The sequence below is a fragment of the Nocardia sp. NPDC056952 genome, assembly GCF_042674185.1.
Lineage (GTDB): Bacteria > Actinomycetota > Actinomycetes > Mycobacteriales > Mycobacteriaceae > Nocardia.
The window spans coordinates 156,136-173,108 of sequence record NZ_JBHURA010000009.1; the positions used below are offsets into that span (position 1 = coordinate 156,136).

19 protein-coding genes, 1 tRNA gene and 1 pseudogene are annotated in these 16,973 nt (G+C 63.3%); 11 read left to right on the forward strand and 10 right to left on the reverse strand.

Going from position 1 to position 16,973, the window contains the following annotated elements; translation table 11 throughout:
* Positions 1-529: 529 nt before the first annotated feature.
* From ACFTS5_RS26930 to ACFTS5_RS26945, 4 genes are read left to right on the forward strand one after another with little or no spacing between them, the layout of a single operon-like run.
* Positions 530-829, forward strand: a complete 300-nt coding sequence (locus ACFTS5_RS26930; protein WP_378636139.1) for a WXG100 family type VII secretion target — start codon at positions 530-532, stop codon at positions 827-829.
* Positions 829-1,131, forward strand: a complete 303-nt coding sequence (locus ACFTS5_RS26935) for a WXG100 family type VII secretion target (RefSeq protein ID WP_378636141.1) — start codon at positions 829-831, stop codon at positions 1,129-1,131. The genes ACFTS5_RS26930 and ACFTS5_RS26935 overlap by 1 nt, the downstream gene beginning before the upstream one ends.
* Positions 1,132-1,136: 5 nt before the next feature.
* Positions 1,137-2,597: a deaminase domain-containing protein gene (locus ACFTS5_RS26940; RefSeq protein ID WP_378636142.1), complete on the forward strand. Its 1,461-nt coding sequence runs from the start codon at positions 1,137-1,139 to the stop codon at positions 2,595-2,597.
* Positions 2,587-3,087, forward strand: a complete 501-nt coding sequence (locus ACFTS5_RS26945) for an SMI1/KNR4 family protein (RefSeq protein WP_378636144.1) — start codon at positions 2,587-2,589, stop codon at positions 3,085-3,087. Before ACFTS5_RS26940 ends, ACFTS5_RS26945 begins: the two co-directional genes overlap by 11 nt.
* Positions 3,088-3,290: 203 nt before the next feature.
* Here the strand turns inward: ACFTS5_RS26945 and ACFTS5_RS26950 are convergent.
* The 3 genes and pseudogenes from ACFTS5_RS26950 to ACFTS5_RS26960 form a co-directional block, all read right to left on the reverse strand.
* Positions 3,291-3,509 (reverse strand): annotated as a pseudogene (locus tag ACFTS5_RS26950) (hypothetical protein); the annotation flags it as partial.
* A gap of 1,229 nt (positions 3,510-4,738) precedes the next feature.
* Complete coding sequence (locus ACFTS5_RS26955; protein WP_378636146.1) at positions 4,739-4,993, reverse strand: hypothetical protein; 255 nt, start codon at positions 4,991-4,993, stop codon at positions 4,739-4,741.
* Between the two features lie 139 nt (positions 4,994-5,132).
* Positions 5,133-6,311 carry a helix-turn-helix domain-containing protein gene (locus ACFTS5_RS26960; RefSeq protein WP_378636148.1) on the reverse strand — a complete coding sequence of 393 codons (1,179 nt, stop codon included), beginning with the start codon at positions 6,309-6,311 and terminating at the stop codon, positions 5,133-5,135.
* Between the two features lie 199 nt (positions 6,312-6,510).
* Here ACFTS5_RS26960 and ACFTS5_RS26965 point away from each other — a divergent pair, with 199 nt between their 5' ends.
* The 3 genes from ACFTS5_RS26965 (at position 6,511) to ACFTS5_RS26975 (ending at position 8,373) form a co-directional block, all read left to right on the forward strand.
* Positions 6,511-6,819 carry a hypothetical protein gene (locus ACFTS5_RS26965; protein ID WP_378636150.1) on the forward strand — a complete coding sequence of 103 codons (309 nt, stop codon included), beginning with the start codon at positions 6,511-6,513 and terminating at the stop codon, positions 6,817-6,819.
* Positions 6,816-7,235 carry a hypothetical protein gene (locus tag ACFTS5_RS26970; RefSeq protein ID WP_378636153.1) on the forward strand — a complete coding sequence of 140 codons (420 nt, stop codon included), beginning with the start codon at positions 6,816-6,818 and terminating at the stop codon, positions 7,233-7,235. Before ACFTS5_RS26965 ends, ACFTS5_RS26970 begins: the two co-directional genes overlap by 4 nt.
* An 802-nt stretch (positions 7,236-8,037) precedes the next feature.
* Positions 8,038-8,373 carry a DUF4333 domain-containing protein gene (locus ACFTS5_RS26975; RefSeq protein WP_378636155.1) on the forward strand — a complete coding sequence of 112 codons (336 nt, stop codon included), beginning with the start codon at positions 8,038-8,040 and terminating at the stop codon, positions 8,371-8,373.
* Positions 8,374-8,434: 61 nt separating this feature from the next.
* On the opposite strand, the gene ACFTS5_RS26980 is transcribed toward ACFTS5_RS26975, so the two are convergent.
* Both ACFTS5_RS26980 and ACFTS5_RS26985 read right to left on the reverse strand, forming a co-directional pair.
* Positions 8,435-9,322 carry an IS3 family transposase gene (locus ACFTS5_RS26980; protein ID WP_378636158.1) on the reverse strand — a complete coding sequence of 296 codons (888 nt, stop codon included), beginning with the start codon at positions 9,320-9,322 and terminating at the stop codon, positions 8,435-8,437.
* A gap of 2 nt (positions 9,323-9,324) precedes the next feature.
* A complete protein-coding gene (locus tag ACFTS5_RS26985; protein WP_378636161.1) occupies positions 9,325-9,630 on the reverse strand; it encodes a transposase in 306 nt (101 codons plus the stop codon).
* 475 nt (positions 9,631-10,105) lie between these two features.
* Here ACFTS5_RS26985 and ACFTS5_RS26990 point away from each other — a divergent pair, with 475 nt between their 5' ends.
* Both ACFTS5_RS26990 and ACFTS5_RS26995 read left to right on the forward strand, forming a co-directional pair.
* Positions 10,106-10,783, forward strand: coding sequence for a hypothetical protein (locus ACFTS5_RS26990; RefSeq protein WP_378636163.1), 678 nt, complete (start codon positions 10,106-10,108; stop codon positions 10,781-10,783).
* A 235-nt stretch (positions 10,784-11,018) separates the two neighbouring features.
* Complete coding sequence (locus ACFTS5_RS26995) at positions 11,019-11,423, forward strand: hypothetical protein (RefSeq protein ID WP_378636166.1); 405 nt, start codon at positions 11,019-11,021, stop codon at positions 11,421-11,423.
* A gap of 134 nt (positions 11,424-11,557) precedes the next feature.
* Here the strand turns inward: ACFTS5_RS26995 and ACFTS5_RS27000 are convergent.
* From ACFTS5_RS27000 to ACFTS5_RS27010, 3 genes are all read right to left on the reverse strand, one after another.
* Positions 11,558-11,631 (reverse strand) — tRNA-Leu (locus ACFTS5_RS27000).
* Positions 11,632-11,747: 116 nt separating this feature from the next.
* Complete coding sequence (locus ACFTS5_RS27005; protein ID WP_378636168.1) at positions 11,748-13,259, reverse strand: APC family permease; 1,512 nt, start codon at positions 13,257-13,259, stop codon at positions 11,748-11,750.
* Between the two features lie 51 nt (positions 13,260-13,310).
* Positions 13,311-14,798, reverse strand: coding sequence for a peptide MFS transporter (locus tag ACFTS5_RS27010; protein WP_378636171.1), 1,488 nt, complete (start codon positions 14,796-14,798; stop codon positions 13,311-13,313).
* A 163-nt stretch (positions 14,799-14,961) separates the two neighbouring features.
* Between ACFTS5_RS27010 and ACFTS5_RS27015 the strand changes: the two genes are divergently transcribed.
* Entirely contained in the window at positions 14,962-15,408 is a 447-nt protein-coding gene (locus ACFTS5_RS27015; protein ID WP_378636173.1) for an SRPBCC family protein, read from the forward strand.
* 187 nt (positions 15,409-15,595) lie between these two features.
* On the forward strand, positions 15,596-16,393 hold the full coding sequence (locus ACFTS5_RS27020; RefSeq protein ID WP_378636176.1) for an MHYT domain-containing protein: 798 nt from the start codon (positions 15,596-15,598) through the stop codon (positions 16,391-16,393).
* Between the two features lie 36 nt (positions 16,394-16,429).
* Here the strand turns inward: ACFTS5_RS27020 and ACFTS5_RS27025 are convergent, their stop codons facing one another.
* Positions 16,430-16,642: a hypothetical protein gene (locus ACFTS5_RS27025; protein ID WP_378636178.1), complete on the reverse strand. Its 213-nt coding sequence runs from the start codon at positions 16,640-16,642 to the stop codon at positions 16,430-16,432.
* 35 nt (positions 16,643-16,677) lie between these two features.
* On the reverse strand, positions 16,678-16,833 hold the full coding sequence (locus ACFTS5_RS27030) for a DUF6131 family protein (RefSeq protein WP_378636181.1): 156 nt from the start codon (positions 16,831-16,833) through the stop codon (positions 16,678-16,680).
* Positions 16,834-16,973: the final 140 nt, after the last annotated feature.

Sequence of the window (16,973 nt, forward strand, 5' to 3'; positions counted from 1 at the left end):
CCTACGCCGGGACCCCACCGAACCCCAGGGTGATCCGCCTCGCTTTCAAGCGGGGGAGAGGGGCGCAACGCCCACCGAAAGACGCCGCGACCCAGCGCCATGGGTCATGCTGAGTGCCCCCACAGGGACTCGAACCCTGACCGTTCGGGGGTTTTCGGTGTTCACATTCGATCCCACCAGATCACGGCGGTCGGTCTACCTGCGGCGATGGCAAGGCGTGCTGCACGTTCAGTCCCGGATGATCACGGGCACCTGCGGGCCCACGGTGCAGACCCTCGACGCGAGACGATGCACAGCTATTTCGGGTTGACAAGTCCGCTGTACCTCATCGGCCGACGCAACAGAATTCGCTGCGGGACCGCCAGATATGGGTTCTGCGGCCAGATCGGCGCACGAGGGATGCGCCGGTGCGGCCAACGCTTGACAGATTGTTGCGGTTCCAACCCTGCCGTGGATAGGCTGGGCCCCGTTGTCTTGATGAGGGGGTCGCGTGTCAAGTGAGAATGATACGCCTACAACAGTTTTCGCGATGGTTCCAGTAGAAGTGACCGACGCGGGTAACTACGTCCAGCAAGTCGCCGAGTCGATGATCAACGGACTCAGTTCGCTCGACCGCGAGGTATCTGGCGTCCTCAGCAACTGGACAGGATCGGCGGCAGACGCCTTCGGGGAAGGCTGGACTGAAACCAAGAAGGGTGCCGCCGACGTGTTGAACGCCCTCAACATCATGGGCGAACTCTTGGGTGACGCGAGCAAAGCCATTGTCAGCCAGGACATCTCCAATTCTAATGCCCTAAGCTCGCTCGATCTACCAGAACTGAACCTGTGATGGTCGACCACTCCCGCGACTTCGCCTTCGACATCGACGAGCTAGACAAGCTCATCAGCCGCGCCGATGGATTCATCGGATTCCTCACCGAGAGCCTCGATGGCATCAACCACCGAATCGCCACCATCCAACAAACCTGGCACGGAGCTGCTGCCACCGCTCAAGAGGACGCCTACCGAGAATGGGCAACTGGGGCTGCAGCGGTGGTTGACGGGCTCACCCAGATGTACAACGCCGCCGTCACTGCCCGCGACGCCTACAGCCAAGCATCAGACATCAACTTGAGAATGAGCGGCGGCTAAACTTTGTGGCCTCGATCTCCCCGCAGTCCTATGAGACCGCAGCCAAGGCCTGCTACGACCTATCGGAGAAATTCCAAACCGTCTACAACTCACTGCAAACCGTTATTTTAGACACCCCCGCGATGGCCGGGGGATATAGAGCAGTCCAGCCGTGGTCGAAGGCCTACGATATCCGCGCCGCCGCAGTGGCCACGGTCTCGACCAACTTCGCGCGCGCCCTGCGAAAATATGCCGACATACTGACCGCGTCCAACTACAACTGGACGCTCGGGGAATACATCGCCAACATCGACCCCAACAAAGGCGACCCCCCAACGTTGCCCACCGGCTTCCCCACGGAACTACCCTACGGCCCGGGCATAGCTGCTGGTGTCGCCTCATCGGGAACATACAGTAACGGACTGCAAACAGACTGGACCGAACTACAAGACAAAGTCACCACGCTTGTCTCTGGCGGCCAAGTCCCTGACGGCGACACCGAAAACCTCGAGCGCGCGGCAACCGCATGGAAGACCTTCGGCAATTCAGACCCGCTTGAATACGGTGTGGCACAACTACTCACGGTCGCCTCCGGGCTGGAGCGCGGCTTCGGATCTCAGGTCCCAAGAGACATTCCGAACCACGCAACCAACCTTCGCACGCTCGCTCACAGCCTCCGCGACATCCGTACCGCGGCCGGCGATATCGCAGCGGCGATCGAGGCCCACAAGGTTGCTCTGACGACGATGCGCGCGGACATCAACACCCAGTTCGCGATGGTCGTGGTCGTCACCGCCATCTCGATTGGGCGTTCGACGGTAACCGTCAAAGAGCCACCAACAAAAACAAAAACACCAAGCAAGCAACAATCATCCGACCCCAACGGAAACAAAGTCGAGATCGATATCGACTTCCTCAACGATGCCGCCGGGGCCATCGCCGGACCTGCCAACACCTTCCTCGCTACACTCGGCGGCCTCACCTTCACCACAGCAGAGCTGACCAACGGCCAGCTGCTGACCATCGTCGCACTGCCAATACTGATCACTGAAAGGCAGGGCGTAGCGCTCACAGACCAAGGACAATCTCCAATCAATGGAGCAGAGGAAGCCGAAAAGGTTCGCGAACGCCTGGCTGCAAGCGGAGAAACGATAAAGAAAACTCGTAATGTCGCCGTGGCGCGGGGCGAGATTAACGGACAGCAAATCAGCCTAGACGCGGTCAGTGGCGACGACTCTCCAACGGGCACGGTGCAAAAACCGGAGAACCCGGTCCTAAAGCCAGAGTCCGACGATAAGCTAACGGTCCGGCCTACGGACTCCGAGTTTAAAATTCTTGATAGCTTAGCGCAACAGCTTGAGCCTGGCGCAACGGGGACAATCGACTTATATACTGAGCGTGAACCTTGCGATGCTTGCCAGAGTGTGGTAGAAGAATTCATGAAGAAATACCCTGGAGTGCAGGTGAAGGTTACCTATGGTGGATGACGGTAGTGACCACGACATAGAGATGTTCAGTCATGAGTTGATTGAGTCCGGATTTGCAACGAGCGACACGATAATAGGGTGTGACTCGGCGGAGATCGCACAGGTTTATTCCATTGCCCCCGAAGGCTTCCCCATCCCTGATGAGTATCAGGCCTTTCTTGAAAAGATGGGAAAGAAGGCTGGCACCCTCTTTAGAGGAACTGACCTATTCTTTCCGCGAATGCTCGATGCGGTAGAGGCGGCCGAAGATGTCTCCGGCAAGGGGTTAACGTTGGATGGCCGCTTTTTCTTCGGTCATCATCAAGGTTATAAAGTGTATTTCTTCAAGCGTGGATCCGGTGCAGTCTATGGCTACCAGGAGGGTACTTCCGAGGAGGAAAGGCTTGCAGATGGGTTCATCGAATTCCTTCGGGATTCCTGGCGTATCCAGCAGAGGATTCGCGAATCTACGGAAGCTATGCGTAGGGAGAGGCTTGGACGTATGGAATAGAATGCTCGTCGAGTAGGGGGCCCGGCGAGGATCTTGGTGAACCCCGACAGTAGGCGGCCGAGGCCGACGTTGGCGAGGTTGCCGCGGTCCAGGACTCGGCCGTAGCGGTGGTTGGTTTTGCGGACCGGGTCGGCACCGTTGGCGCGAACATGGTCGTGGAGGCTGTCGCCGTAGGGCGGGGAGGTGATCACCAGATCCACCTGACCCCGCAACTCGTGCGGGGCCAGCTCGCCCAGCTTGCGGGCATCACCGGAGTGGACGGCCGCATCGAGTCCGATACCCGCTTCCCGGGCGAGTCCGATGTTGGTGCGTGCCAGCTCCGCCCACCGGGTCTCGTATTCGACACCGACCGCGCGGCGGCCCAGGTGCAGCGACTCGACGAGGGTGGTGCCGATTCCGCCGCATCGGATCCAGGACGAGATCGCCGGGGCGCGGAGAACTCACCGACGGCGCGGGCAACGATCGCTTCGGGCCAGCGGTCGTTCGGATCGAGTTGATCGGGCCCCAAGGACCGAATCCATAGTCCTGAGCCGCGATCATTTTCGGTGAAACTGGTTGCTATACAACCAGGTTGGAAAAGGCCGCTCTCGTCGATCTCGCCGTGGGCAGAGGCCATGGTGGCGTAGTCGGCAAGTCGGTTCGCCCAGGTCGGTCAGAACCCGACGGTCATCGGCAGCCCATTCGCTCAACACCGGCACCAGGTCTTCGTCGGCGCATAGCGGGATGTCTTGGTGCGTCCGGCCACCACAGCGGAGAGCCACAGCGTCCATCCGTCCGGGGGTGTCATCGGCCAGGCAGGTTCGTTCCGTGGCCATGATGTTTACCTGACCATCGCGAGTCGACACGAGTCGGTTTTGGCCCGAACTCACGTGAGAGGAGCTGGGTGGGCATGTTTCGGAACTGGGGGATCTACTCGCTGCGGCGGTCCCGCATGACGATGGCTGGGCTTGGCAGGCAACAGGAAGTTTCGGCGCGAATTCTTGGTGTTTTTGGGAATCGCCCATATTTTGCACGTCCCCAGACCCAGCGACCGGGCCTGACCTGGTATTTGAGTGCCCCCACAGGGACTCGAACCCTGACTGTGCGGGTGTCGGCGGGGGCCTTTCGTCACGTTCGTGGATGCGTGTGGTTGAGTCTGAATATGTAGTGCCACAGTGGGTTTCGGTGGTTAGTCCGTGTGTGGTTGTGTGTGACGGAATGTGGGTGTGTCCGGTCGTTTATGCGGGGAAAGTAAGGGGGCGTCGCCCGGGTGGCAGCAACTAGGCGCCCATCGGCGCGGCCCCTGCATTCCGGGTGTACCGGTACCTCCGGTGCCCAGTGGCCGGCGCATACAACCAGTTCGGTTGTCCGGACGTGCCCGAACTGCTGGCCGTCGAGGTCGCTATAGCGGAACGCTGACGCGAGCGGGTCGAGGCCGGGAAACCAGCGACGTATTTCCGGGCAGGCCATCCACGAACGGACGATGCGGAGTTCGTCGGCGGTGGCTGGTGTCGGGGTCACGATGCGCATACCTCGGATTGTGAGGCGCACGGTGCACGGCGACCTACTCGGACCGGCCAAGGCGATCCATCAACGCGCCGGTTTGCGTCACCGCACGGGAGATCAACGAACCCACAGGAGATCAACAAACCGCGGCGCGGGGTGCGCCCCCTCAGTCTCGAGTCCACTCGCCGCCGGGGTACTCGGCGCGCAGCGTGGCCAGCAGCTCCTCCTGCTTGACCTTCCATTCCGCAGTCAGCTTGTCGGCCTCCTGCTTGAACTCGGCGCGCTGTTCAGCGGTCCAATACCGTTCGTCCATATCGAGATTGCGCGAGCGGTAGAAGTTCTCGAACTGGTCACCGGATGCTTTGCTGCGGGCACGCAAGAACTCATGAGCCAGCCGCGCCGAGTCGTCCTGTTCCGTCACCTCGCCACCTTCCCCCCGCCGTTTGTCAGCGGTCCGATTCGCGTCGATTGGGTCCAGGCAACCGCACCGGCGGCGCCAACGCACAGGAGATCAACAAACCGCCCTCGGTGGACCGGGGGCCGATGAGAAGCGCGCCGGTCTACAAACTCGCGCCGAGCCAGTGTGCGAACCCGAGCAGGCTTTCGGATTGGCGACGTTGCGCGGCGGCGATCCCGTACATCGTTTCTCGTACAGCTGGGTGCAGGCGGGTTTGCTGTGGTGCGGCAGCGCGGGCCTTGTTCAGCGCGGCCAACGCGCGATCCTGCTTCCCCGCCATGAGCCAGGCGCGTGCGTTGTCTTGCCAGTGGTGTCCTGCCCGTGGCGCGGCCATGTCACCGGGCAGAATCAACGCGGCCCCGTCGCGAGCAGCCTTGCCGGGGTCGCCGGCCTCCAGCTCGACTGCGCACGCGTGAATCTCGACGTTGCCCGGACCGAAGTCGGTTGTGTACAGGTCGCTTTCGTGGGTCATCGTGCGTGCGAGTGATCGTGCCTCCGAGATGTGGTCGCGCGCAACGTCGAGACGTCGACCGCGTGCCGCAACAATCGCGCCGCGCAAGTGGGCATACCCGCGCAACACTCGTTCGCCCTCGGTGTCACCAGGCACGAGTCCAATACCTCTGTCTACCAAGGACATTGCGACATCAGTGGACCCGTGCGCCATCAGCAGCCGTGACCGCTTCACCAACGAACGGACCGCGTAGGCGGAGTCCGTGGTGTGCGTCGCCGCAGAGTCGAGCCGGTCGAGTACCAGCGCGGTCAGCGACGAGTACCCGAGTCGGCAGCACGCACCCTCGGCGGCGATGTATGCGGCGCACAGCAGTTCATACGCGCGTTCCCGCTCGGCGTCATCGGCGGCCGCGTGCGCGGCGCCGTGTGCCATACGCAGCAGGGTGGGCAGGGCAGCGAGAGCGCGGCGGGTGCGGTCGTTGCGTAGCGCTGTCTCGACGGCGGCCAGTTCGTTCGCCAGCTCTGCGGCGGGTGGCGGGTCGAGCGGCTGCACGTAGGCGCCCTCGGCGAGGACAGCGCGCAATTCGGCGAGCCCCGCAAGGGGGCCCTCTTCCTCGATGGTGTCCACATAGGGCGTGCCGATGAGTCGGTCGGGGTCGACGCCGAGCACGCGGGACACGGCCGCGATGAACCCCGGCGACGCGATCTCTCGCCCCTGCTCGACAGCTTTGACCATCGACAGCGAATAGGCGGCGCGGGTCGCAAGCTGGCGTTGATTCAGGCCGGCCACTTTGCGTTCCGTCGCGATGGCCTGCCCTACGTGCGTGCCCATGTATCCGAGCGTACGTGCACGTGTGCCACCTTGTCGCGCGTTGTCACTGTCCTTTTGCTGTCCCTCTGCGCTCTTGCACGCCGCGAATCTGATTGCAGCCGCGCCGCCGGGTGGCTCTCATCCCCCGGCGGCGGAGGCACACCAACTCTGGAGAGAGAAGGCCGCCATGTGGGGGTTACAGCGGGATATCCAGGACGAAGTGCCGGAGCAGTCGCGAGCACCGGAGCCACGCTCCGCGGCGAACGCGGTCACGGTGCAGGAAATCATCGACCGAATCAGCAGCGAGCACGAAGCAGAGGGCCGCCCGTCGCCGGTCCTGAACCATGCCGCACCACGCGGACCGATCACGGTCGACTATGCGCGCATTCTGATGCGGCAGCATCGGGTCTGCCAGCGAGACGAGTGCCCAGCGAAACGCGCGGCGTTCGCGCTGCTGGTGGAGCGCGGGATCATGTCCCCGAGCCCATCCGCCGGGCAGCTCGAGCCGGGGAGGGTCCGAGCGTCGTGAATGACGATGACTTGGCGCGGGAACTGACCGTGCTGCACGCAGACACAACCGCGGCGATCAACGCGGCCGCACCCGAACCGGCCGAACCAGAAGCCGAACCGGCCGACATGATCGGACCGATCGTCCTCAGCAACGGCATGTGGGCGAACAAGTCGAACGGATGGTGGCGGGTAACCATCGACCGAGACGGCACCCTCGAAACGTTCTGCCGATTCACGGGCGCCACTCTCGACCGGTGTCGCCAGTGGGCTTCCGTTGTGGGCCCGCATCCCCTGCCTAACGGCATGTGGGGGATCTGGCGCAAGGGCTTCTGGTGGCTCACTAGCGATCGAGCAGGGGTCAACCTTGCGGTCAACCGTCCCGCGTTCTCGCTGGACGAGTGCCACCAGTGGGCCGAGAAGCTCACGCCGCAGTGACGCATTGTCTGCCGCGTAGACAGCTCCGCCCGCCCGGCTGCACGTTCGGCCAGGCGGGCGGTGCCGGTCAGATGGCTACAGCGGCGGACCTCTGACTACTCCCTCCGGGGGATGAGCGTGGCGGTCGGGTGCATGTCAGACCGTCACGGATAGAAGCCTGCGCGTGTCGGCTGCCTGACCTTGCCAGAGCGAAGGCGGTCGGCACGCGCAGGTCAGTTCGGGGCGACGACCGGACGTGACACGAGCCGTTCGGCACGTTCTTGAGGTGGCCGCTCGCCGTGCACGATGGCCGGATTTCTGACCCCCGATAAGTGGGTCAAAGGGAAGCCAGGCTGTCGGGCGACCGCGCACTGACGGGAAGCGATCCGATGCGCGCGGTGCCGTCCTCGAAGTCAGGCTCGGGGTTCCGGGGGAGACGGATTGAGTCGCTCGCACTCAGCCAAGGCATCGCGAGCCCTATCCAGTGCTCGCCGGAGCTGCGTAATTGACGCTTCCCATGCAGGCCTGTGCTTGGGAGGAATGTCGCTGAGAGGGACATCCTGCATGCTGGAGAGCTGCTGCTCAAGTTCGTCGACGATATGCCGTTTGCCTTCACATGGATCTGCCACGAACATCTCCTTGTCGCCTGATGAACGAACTTCGGAGCCCCACGGGCCCGAATTCTCAACTCGCCAACCGGGTCCAGCCTAGCGATATTCTGCCGTACCCCGAGGAATCCGAACAGACAATGCCGTACCGCGTCGGGGCTGATGGCAGCGTCTCAGCTCTTGTCAGCGGGATGGGTGGCGGATAGGAATATCGGGTGGCTGATCAACAGAGTGTTGCCCGGATCGTTACTGCCGTCTCGTCGGTTGTAGTCGCTGTGTGCGCGGTGGTGGTGACGGTAAAGGTGGCGGTCGCTGACCTCGACCCCGCCGAACCACCGCGGGTGCTGGACCAGGCGGCGCTGGAGCAGCAGGTGGCAAACCGGCTGCAGGGTGTGGGAGACAATCCAGTGGGCCGGGTGACCTGTCCCGGTTCTGTTCAGGTCGTCGTCGGTAACCAGTTCGATTGCGATACATGGGATTACCTGCGTTCCGTTAAGGCGCGCGTTGAGATCGTCAGCGATCAGGGCGAGATCGAGGTCACCAGGTCGTGACAGGAGACCGGGATTCGGGTTGATCCAGCATCTGAGGTGCCCCGCTAATCCGGAGAGCGGATTATCTGGTTCCAGCAGGAACCCGGTGATGATAGCTGGCTTCGTACTCGTCGGGTGATCGCCAGCCGAGCTTCTTCTGGATCCGCTGGGTGTTGTACCAGCCGTCGATGTAGGCGAACAAGGCGTTCTCGGCGTCTTCCCTTGTCCGCCAACTGTTCCGATACACCAACTCGGTCTTCAAGGTCGAGAAGAAGTTCTCCATGAGGGCGTTGTCGTAACTGTCACCGACCGACCCCATGGATTGTGCTATTCCGTTGTCGGCCAGCCGGTTAGCGAACCGGATCGCCGTGTAGGTCGACCCGCGGTCGGAATGATGAACCAGCTGCCCGTCCCGGACATCGCAGGTCCAGACCGCGTACTCGAGAGCACCGAGGACCAGTTCGGTGTCGCAACGGTCGAACACTTCCAGCCCACGATCGGCGTTCGAGAACGCGTCCCGGACCGCGGCCAGCCAGAACACACCCTCACCGCAGACGATGCGAGTGGCATCGGCAACCCACAACCGGTCCGGCTCCCCGGCAGTGAAGTCACGATTCACCAGGTCCGGAGCTGGGGTGGCACGCCGATCATGCCGGGTCGAGCCCAGCCGCCACTCCCTGCGCGAGAACGCGCCCTGCAAACCCGCACCCCGCATCAGCCGCTCGACTCGTTTGCGACCGACCGAGAACACGCGCCGAGCCAGCATCGCGTGCACGCGTGGTGACCCGTAGGTTCCGCCGGAGCGGGTATGGATGTCAACGATCTCGGCCAGCAGCTCTTGATCGGCCAGTTGCCGCCGTGACGGCGTCTGCGCCTGCCGCAACCAGCCGTAATACGTCGAGGACGCGATGCCCAGAACCCGTAATACGAGCTCGACCGGGTGCTGTGGATGTTCGCTGACGAACGCCACGATCACCGTCGGGTCTGGCCGAGCTCCGAGGCGAAATACGCACTCGCATCACGCAATACGGCATTGACTCGCTCCAGCTCCGCGACCCGCTTCTTCAGAGCTCGGTTCTCGGCCAGCATGTCGGTCGTCGGGCGATCGTCTCGCTCGCCGCCATCAGTCTCCGATTGGCGAATCCACAGCCGCAACGCTTCGTGATGCACCCCGGGCTGCGTTGGCAGCTTCCGGATCGTCGGCTTCGGTTCCGACTCCCGATACAGCCGCACGGCCCGCGCCTTCAATTCGTCCGGGTACTTCTTCGGTGCTGCCACGAATGACTGCTTCCGGTCCTATCGGACCACCGTCAGAGCCCTCCGAGAAAGCGGGGGAACCTCAATGCGGAACTGCCGTCGAACAACCAGTTCAAGGAGGGTAAGGATTAATGGTAGCTGATGCCTATAATCCTTCTGAAGCGCGGTTCGAGTACCGTAAGATCCCGATATGGCCGACGGTACGAAGCCGCCCGTAGGCGCCTCAAGCGGACTGCGCAGGGGGCGAGATGCTATCGCTGACGCGAAGGTGATCGAAGGTCAACCAACCTCGGGTCGTCTGCCGCAGACGGTGGATTTCGCGTCCGCGGATCGTCAGCGGATGTGGTTGCAGTCGCAAGAGCGCAGCGACGCTTTACGAAGAGCAATTCGGTACTACATTGGGGCGCTCGTTCCGCTGGGTTTCGGAGTTCTCGCCTGGTCCGTCGCTCGGCCTGAAGGAACGTGGTGGGCGGAGACAGGGCGATGGTGGGCAGCGATGATTCTTGCGGGCGGTGGGTTTATCGTCGCTGGGATAGGTTGGTACACCTACACCACTGCACAGTTTGCCTACGCGAACCAGTGGATCGGTCGAATGAAGGCGACAGCGGACTCGGCTTTCGAGCAGGTCCAAGACCCAAGCGATGTGATGGGGTTTCTCGCTGCGAACCGCAAACAGATGTCAACCTATGACCAGATCGCACGCGACCAGGCGTCTAGCTCTCACCGAGCCAGCACGTGGGCCATGGTTGTCGGTCTATTGCTCGTCGTGAGCGGGATCGCGGCAGCAATATTCGGCAGCGACGCGGCGAGCAAGTACGCGGCGGCGATCGTCACTGCTACATGTGCTGCCACAAGTGGCTACATCGCCAGTACCTTCATCAAAGTCCAGTCCAGCACCCAGGACCAGATGAGGTACTTCTTTCAGGAGCCACTCGTTCAGAGCTACCTACTGAGTGCTGAACGACTCATCGGGCAAATGCCAGGTCGCACTGAAGAGCATATTGATCAGTACCACGCAGTGATCACAGCGGCCTTGGCGCAGGCTGCAAATGTGAATCAGCAGAAACGAACGCCAGGGCTGCGACGTGCACAGCAACCTCGACGCCGCCTGCGGAAGGCAAGTCCGGGTTCACTGCCATCCAGGGATGTTGTGGGAGACGACACGCAGGTCTAGATGGGATGTGCGGGTACGCAGAAACCACGCAGCAGTACAGACGAGCGCCAACGTCACCATCGTGCGCGTCTCCTAAACCAGCCGGTAGGTGGCCTGACCATCGACCACCATTCTCGGCAAACGTCGGGAACGCTCTACATCGTCAACGTGGTGATGAGCGGTTGCAGAGTGCGCGAGTTGAACTGACTTTTCGGACACTGGCTTTCACGGCCTACGGGTGGGCATAGTTGGACGTATGAGGAGCAACGGGCTCAGTGCGTGGACCGAGGACTTCCATGAGGTGCCCTGGAGCGAGATCGCGCGCTTCTATCGGGGGTTGTCCGAGCGGCACCCCCACATGCAGCACCTGACCGACATCGTGGATAGCGTCGTGCGCTCGGGCCGTGATCGGGACATGGCAGCGACGATGTCGATGCACGATCTGATTGTCACGGCCCGGCCGGTGTCTGAAGCGCCGATCGAGGAAGTGGTCGTCCGTGCCCCGGGATCGCTCGTCGAGGTGGCCGACGGCACGGTGATCGTCGAGTGCCTCTCGGATGTCAACCCCGGCCAGATAGTAGGTCCGGTCGGTGAGGCGGTCCCATTGTTCTGGCACTGCGTCGCTACCGTGTTCAGCATCATGCCACTTTCGAAGGGCTAGGTCGTTCCCCAGTCGGTCGCCGTCTCGAGGATCAGCGACAGGAAGTTGGCCAGGAATTCTTGGCATATTTTTGGTCACAGCCGCAGTTTGCGAGCGGTTCAGGCCCAGTGACCGGGCTTGACCTGGTATTTGAGTGCCCCCACAGGGACTCGAACCCTGACTGTGCGGATTTTAAGTCCGCTGCCTCTGCCAATTGGGCTATAGGGGCGTCCCGGATAGCGTAGCGAATCGTACGGGTGTACCGGAATCCTGTTGGTCGACAAGGTCGGCCCGGCGTGTCGGAACAGACCACGCCGGGACCGATCATGTCATCGAAGGGGCTGGTCAGTCGTCACTCGCGGCCTTTTTACCGAGGACCGAGTGGCGGCGGCCGTAGGCGAAGTAGACGGCGAAGCCGATGGCCATCCAGATCACGAAGCGCAGCCAGGTTTCCACCGAGAGGTTCACCATCAGCCACAGGCAGGCCGCGACGGCCAGGATGGGGATGAGGGGGACCAGGGGGACACGGAAGCCGCGGGGCAGGTCGGGGCGGGTACGGCGCAGGACGATGACGCCCACCGAGACCAGGACGAAGGCGAACAGCGTGCCGATGTTCACCATTTCTTCCAGCGTGCCGAAGTCGACGAAACCGGCCAGCACGCAGCAGATCACGCCGACGATGGCGGTGAGGCGCACCGGCGTGCCGCGCTTGCCGGTGTGGGCAAGCCCGCGGGGCAGCAGACCGTCGCGCGACATCGCGAACAGCACGCGGGTCTGCCCGAGGAACAGCACCATCACCACGGTGGTGAGGCCGGCCAGGGCGCCGATCGAGATGACGTTCTTGGCCCAGTCCACGCCGTGGATCTGGAACGCCGTTGCCAGCGTGGCGTTCTCACCGGACAGCTCGGTGTAGGGCACCATGCCGGTGAGCACCAGCGTCACCGCCACGTAGAGCACGGTGACGATCAGCAGCGAACCGAGAATGCCGCGCGGCACCGCCTTCTGCGGGTTCTTGGTCTCCTCGGCGGCGGTCGCCACCACGTCGAAACCGATGAACGCGAAGAACACGATGCTGGCCGCGGCGAGCAGGCCGTACCAGCCGAAGTTGGTGTCACCCGCGCCGGTGATGAACTGGAACAGCGTCTGGTGCAGTCCGCTGGCGCTTTCCTCGGCGGGCTGCGACGGCGGGATGTACGGGCTCAGGTTGGACGCCTTGAAATAGGTGATACCGAGCACGAGCACCAGCGCGATGACGGCGAGTTTGATCGCCACCGCGACGGCCGACACCCGTGAGGACACCTTGGTGCCGACGGCGAGCAGCACGCCGAGCACAGCGAGCAGTAACACCGCGCCCCAGTCGAAGGTGATCGACCCCAATTGCACAGTGGCGGAATCGAATCCGAATACCGTGCCGAGATATTGCGACCAGCCCTTCGCGACCACCGACGCGGCGAGCGCGAATTCCAAGATCAGGTCCCAGCCGATGATCCACGCCACCAATTCACCGAAAGTGGCGTAGGAATAGGTATAGGCGCTACCGGCCACCGGCACGGTCGACGCGAATTCCGCATAACAGACCGCGGTGAGCCCACACGCGATCGCCGCGAAAACGAATGCCAGCGACACCGACGGCCCGGCCACATTGCCCGCGGTGCGCGCGGTCAGTGTGAAGATGCCCGCGCCGACGACGACGGCGACACCGAAGACCGTGAGATCCCAGGCCGTCAGATCTTTGCGGAGTTTGGAATCGGGATCGTCGGTGTCGAGAATCGACTGCTCGACGGATTTGGTGCGGAACAACCCGCTCCCTCGGCCGGGCGATCGGCCCACGTCTGGAGCGTCTTGCGGTGTCGGCACGGTATTTCTCCTTCTTCTCACGAACGTAATCGGGGATTACCCGTAACCAGGTCAGTGCACGCCCTGCATGCGGCGCTTGATCCAGGGCGCGCACGCGACGACGACGAGACCGGCCACGATGGCCGCGGCACCGCTGAACCCGAAGTAGGCGGTTTCGCTCTCAGGGCTGTAGAAGCGGGCCAGCGTGCCCGCCATCGACGTGCCGATACCGACGGAGAAGAAGTACAGGGCCATCATCTGCGAGCGGAACGCGGCGGGCGCGAGATGCGTGGTGACCGCGAGACCGATCGGCGAGAGCAGCAATTCCGAGACCGCGAAGCCGCCGAGGATCGCGAAGACCGCGAGCACCGGCACGGTCTTACCGTCGAACCCGCTGAGCAGCGCGAACAACCAGAACGCGATGCCCATCCCGATGACGCCGAGCGCGAACTTGATCGGCGTGCTGGGCGCGCGATTGCCGAGCTTGGTCCACATCAGCGCGAACAGCGGCGAGAGCACGATGATCCACACCGGCTCGACCGAACCGATCCAGCTGGCCGGCGCCTCCCAGCCGAAGATCCGCCAGTCGACGCGCTCGTCGGAATACACCGCGAGCATGGTGAACATCTGCTGGAACAGCGACCAGAACACCGCGTTGGCGATGAACAGCGGGATGAACGCGACCACCCTCGTTCGTTCGACCTGGGTCACCTTGGCGCTGCGCAGCATCACCGCGAAGTAGACGACCGAGGCGACCACGATGACGCCGGTGGTGACGTCGGACAGATTCTCGAGGGTGATCAGCTTCGTCAGCACGGCGACCAGCACCACGACCGCGGCGACGGCGACACCGATCAGCACCGGGGTCAGTTCGCGGCGGGTGATGGGATTGGGCACTTCGCGCCCGTGGGTGCCGAGATTGCGGCGGAAGATCACGTACTGGGCCAGGCCGAGCGCCATGCCGATGGCCGCCGCGCCGAAGGCGACGTGGAAACCCCACTCGCGCTGCAACAGGCCGGTCAGCAGCGGGCCGCAGAACGCGCCGATATTGATGCCCAGATAGAACAGCGTGAACCCGCCGTCGACTCGCGCGTCCGTCGGCGCGTAGAGCGTGCCGAGCAACGACGACGCGTTCGCCTTCAACCCGCCACTGCCCAGCGCGACCAGCACCAGACCCACGCCGACACCGGTGAGCCCGGGCAGCACCGCCAGCGCGAGATGCCCGGCCACGACCACGACACCGCCGTAGAAGACCGTTCGCTCCATCCCCAGCACCCGGTCGGCAATCCAGCCGCCGAGCACGGTGGACAGGTATACCAAGCCGCCGTACGCGCCGACGATGCCGAGCGCGGTGCTCTGCGCGATCCCGAGGCCGCCCTCGGTGGTGGAGTAGTAGAGGTAGTAGCCCAGGATGGTGAGCATGCCGTAGAAGGAGAAACGCTCCCACAGCTCGACGCCGAACAGGTTGGTCAAACCGATGGGGTGACCGAACAGGGTGCGTTCGGCCGCCGTGTCGGCGGGGCTCGGCGGGTCGCCGAGCCGTGCTTCTTCCGTGGACATAAGGGAACGATCCCACGTCGAAACGGCGGACAGCAATTTTCCCGCATCGTCGCGGGTTCGGCGTGCCGTGCCCGCCGGGCCGGTGCGAACACGTCCGGCGGCGGACCCCGACACCAATTAGGCTGTGGTGACCGGACTCCCGCGACGGACGAGGAAATCAGACGTGCTGACAGCCCAGGTGACCGTGCCCGTGCGGCCGGAGCGGGCGTTCGCGACCCTGGCCGACGGCTGGCTCTACGCGAGCTGGGTGGTCGGCGCCTCGCACATCGGCGAGGTCGACCCCGGCTGGCCCGCCATCGGCAGCCGCATCCACTACCGATTCGGGCTGTGGCCGGTGCTGATCAGCGATACGACGGTGGTGCGGGCGATCGACCCGCCGCACCGGCTGGAGCTGGAGGCGCGGCTGTGGTCGGTCGGCTCGGCATGGATCACGCTCACGCTCGTCGAACAATCCCCGGGGCACACCACGATCCGGATGGTCGAACGCGCCGCCCGCGGACCCGCGCAGTTGATCCCCGGCCTGGCGCAAGATCTGCTCTTCTCGGCACGCAACCAGGAATCCCTGGATCGGCTGGCTGCTTTGATCCGTGCGCGTTCGCAGAATGAATGACTCGCAGGAATTCCGACCGGTTCGTATTTCTCGATAGCGAGTATTTCGCATTGCAATGGTTTCGTGGAATTCTCTGTCTCCGCGTTCTGTCTGCGCTTGTGGATTAGTCTCTAGCCCACTGTCGAAATGCGTTGGGTAGATCAGGGGAACGCGTGTGCTTCATATCGAGCACTTCAACAATGGCTGGATGAATCCGGTACTGGCCTTCGGCCTGTCGTTCATCGGTTCGGTATTGGGGCTACGGTGCGCGGTGCACGCCAAAGCGTCGTCCGCACCGCTCGGGTGGCTCATCGCGGCGTCGGTCGCGCTGGGCGGCGCGGCCATCTGGGTCATGCACTTCACGGCCATGCTCGGGTTCGGCATCGACGGTGCGGTCATCCGCTACGACGTGCCGTTGACGCTGCTCAGCGCGGTCATCGCGATCGTGGTGGTGCTGATCGGGCTCACCGTCGTCACGGGGGGCGGCAACGAGTGGGTGACGCTGCCGATGGGTGGCGCCATCACCGGGCTCGGGGTGGCTGCCATGCACTATCTGGGGATGTGGGCGATGCGCACCCAGGCTGTCATCGAATACGAGCCGGCGCTGATGGCGTTGTCGCTCGTGATCGCGGTGGTAGCGGCCACGGCGGCGCTGTGGTTCATGCTGCACGTGCGTGGCCTGCTGATGACGGCGGGCGCCGCGCTGGTCATGGGAATCGCGGTGTGCGGCATGCACTACACGGCGATGGCGGCGATGCGCGTACACCATGGTGAACCGATGACCGTGGTGGACGGTGTCACGCCGGTGCAATTGCTGCTGCCGTTGATCGCGACGGTGTCGCTGGTGGTCACCGGATTGGTGATCGTGGTCGGGCTGGCCGAAGTGGAAGCCGGCGACAGCCGGTCGGAATTCACACCGGTGCGACCGAGCGCGGGTGGTATGTACAGCACGGATCCGGCCACGCTCTCCGACAGCGGAAAGCACTGGCCGCGTCAGCCGGATTGACCGCCGTGGCCGAGTGTTCGGCCACGGCGGCATCCATCAGCTCGGCTGAGGTAGGTCGCAGTTATCGACCTTCGGATTGGCGCCCACATAGTTCAAGGGGCCCGCGATGATCGTCACCGCGATGGTGCCGAGGGTCGCGCAGTTCTGATCGCGTTCGGTGTAGTAGCCGCGTTGGCCCGCGGCCAGGATTCCGATCAGTAACCACACCAGCACAACGATCGAAATGATGCGTGAACTACTGCCTGCCATGACTGGTCCTCTGGTTCGACGGATTCTGCGCATGGTCAGTAGTAGTGCCGACGGCCGCCGATAACACGCCCGGTGCTACCGACCAATGCCAGGACCAAGCCGACCACGAGGAGGATGACTCCCACCGTGGTGAGGAGGGGGATGCCGAAAACGAGTCCAGCTATGAGAAGAATTGCGCCGAGAATAATCATCAGATCTCACCTTGTTCGGTGTCGGGACTGTGGAATGCCGGCGGGCACCCACAATAGCCGCATGCCCGGTTTTCCCGATTCGAAACAGGCTGTGCCCCAAGCGACCGGGGCACCGGCCGCCGTGACCGATCAGTCGGCCA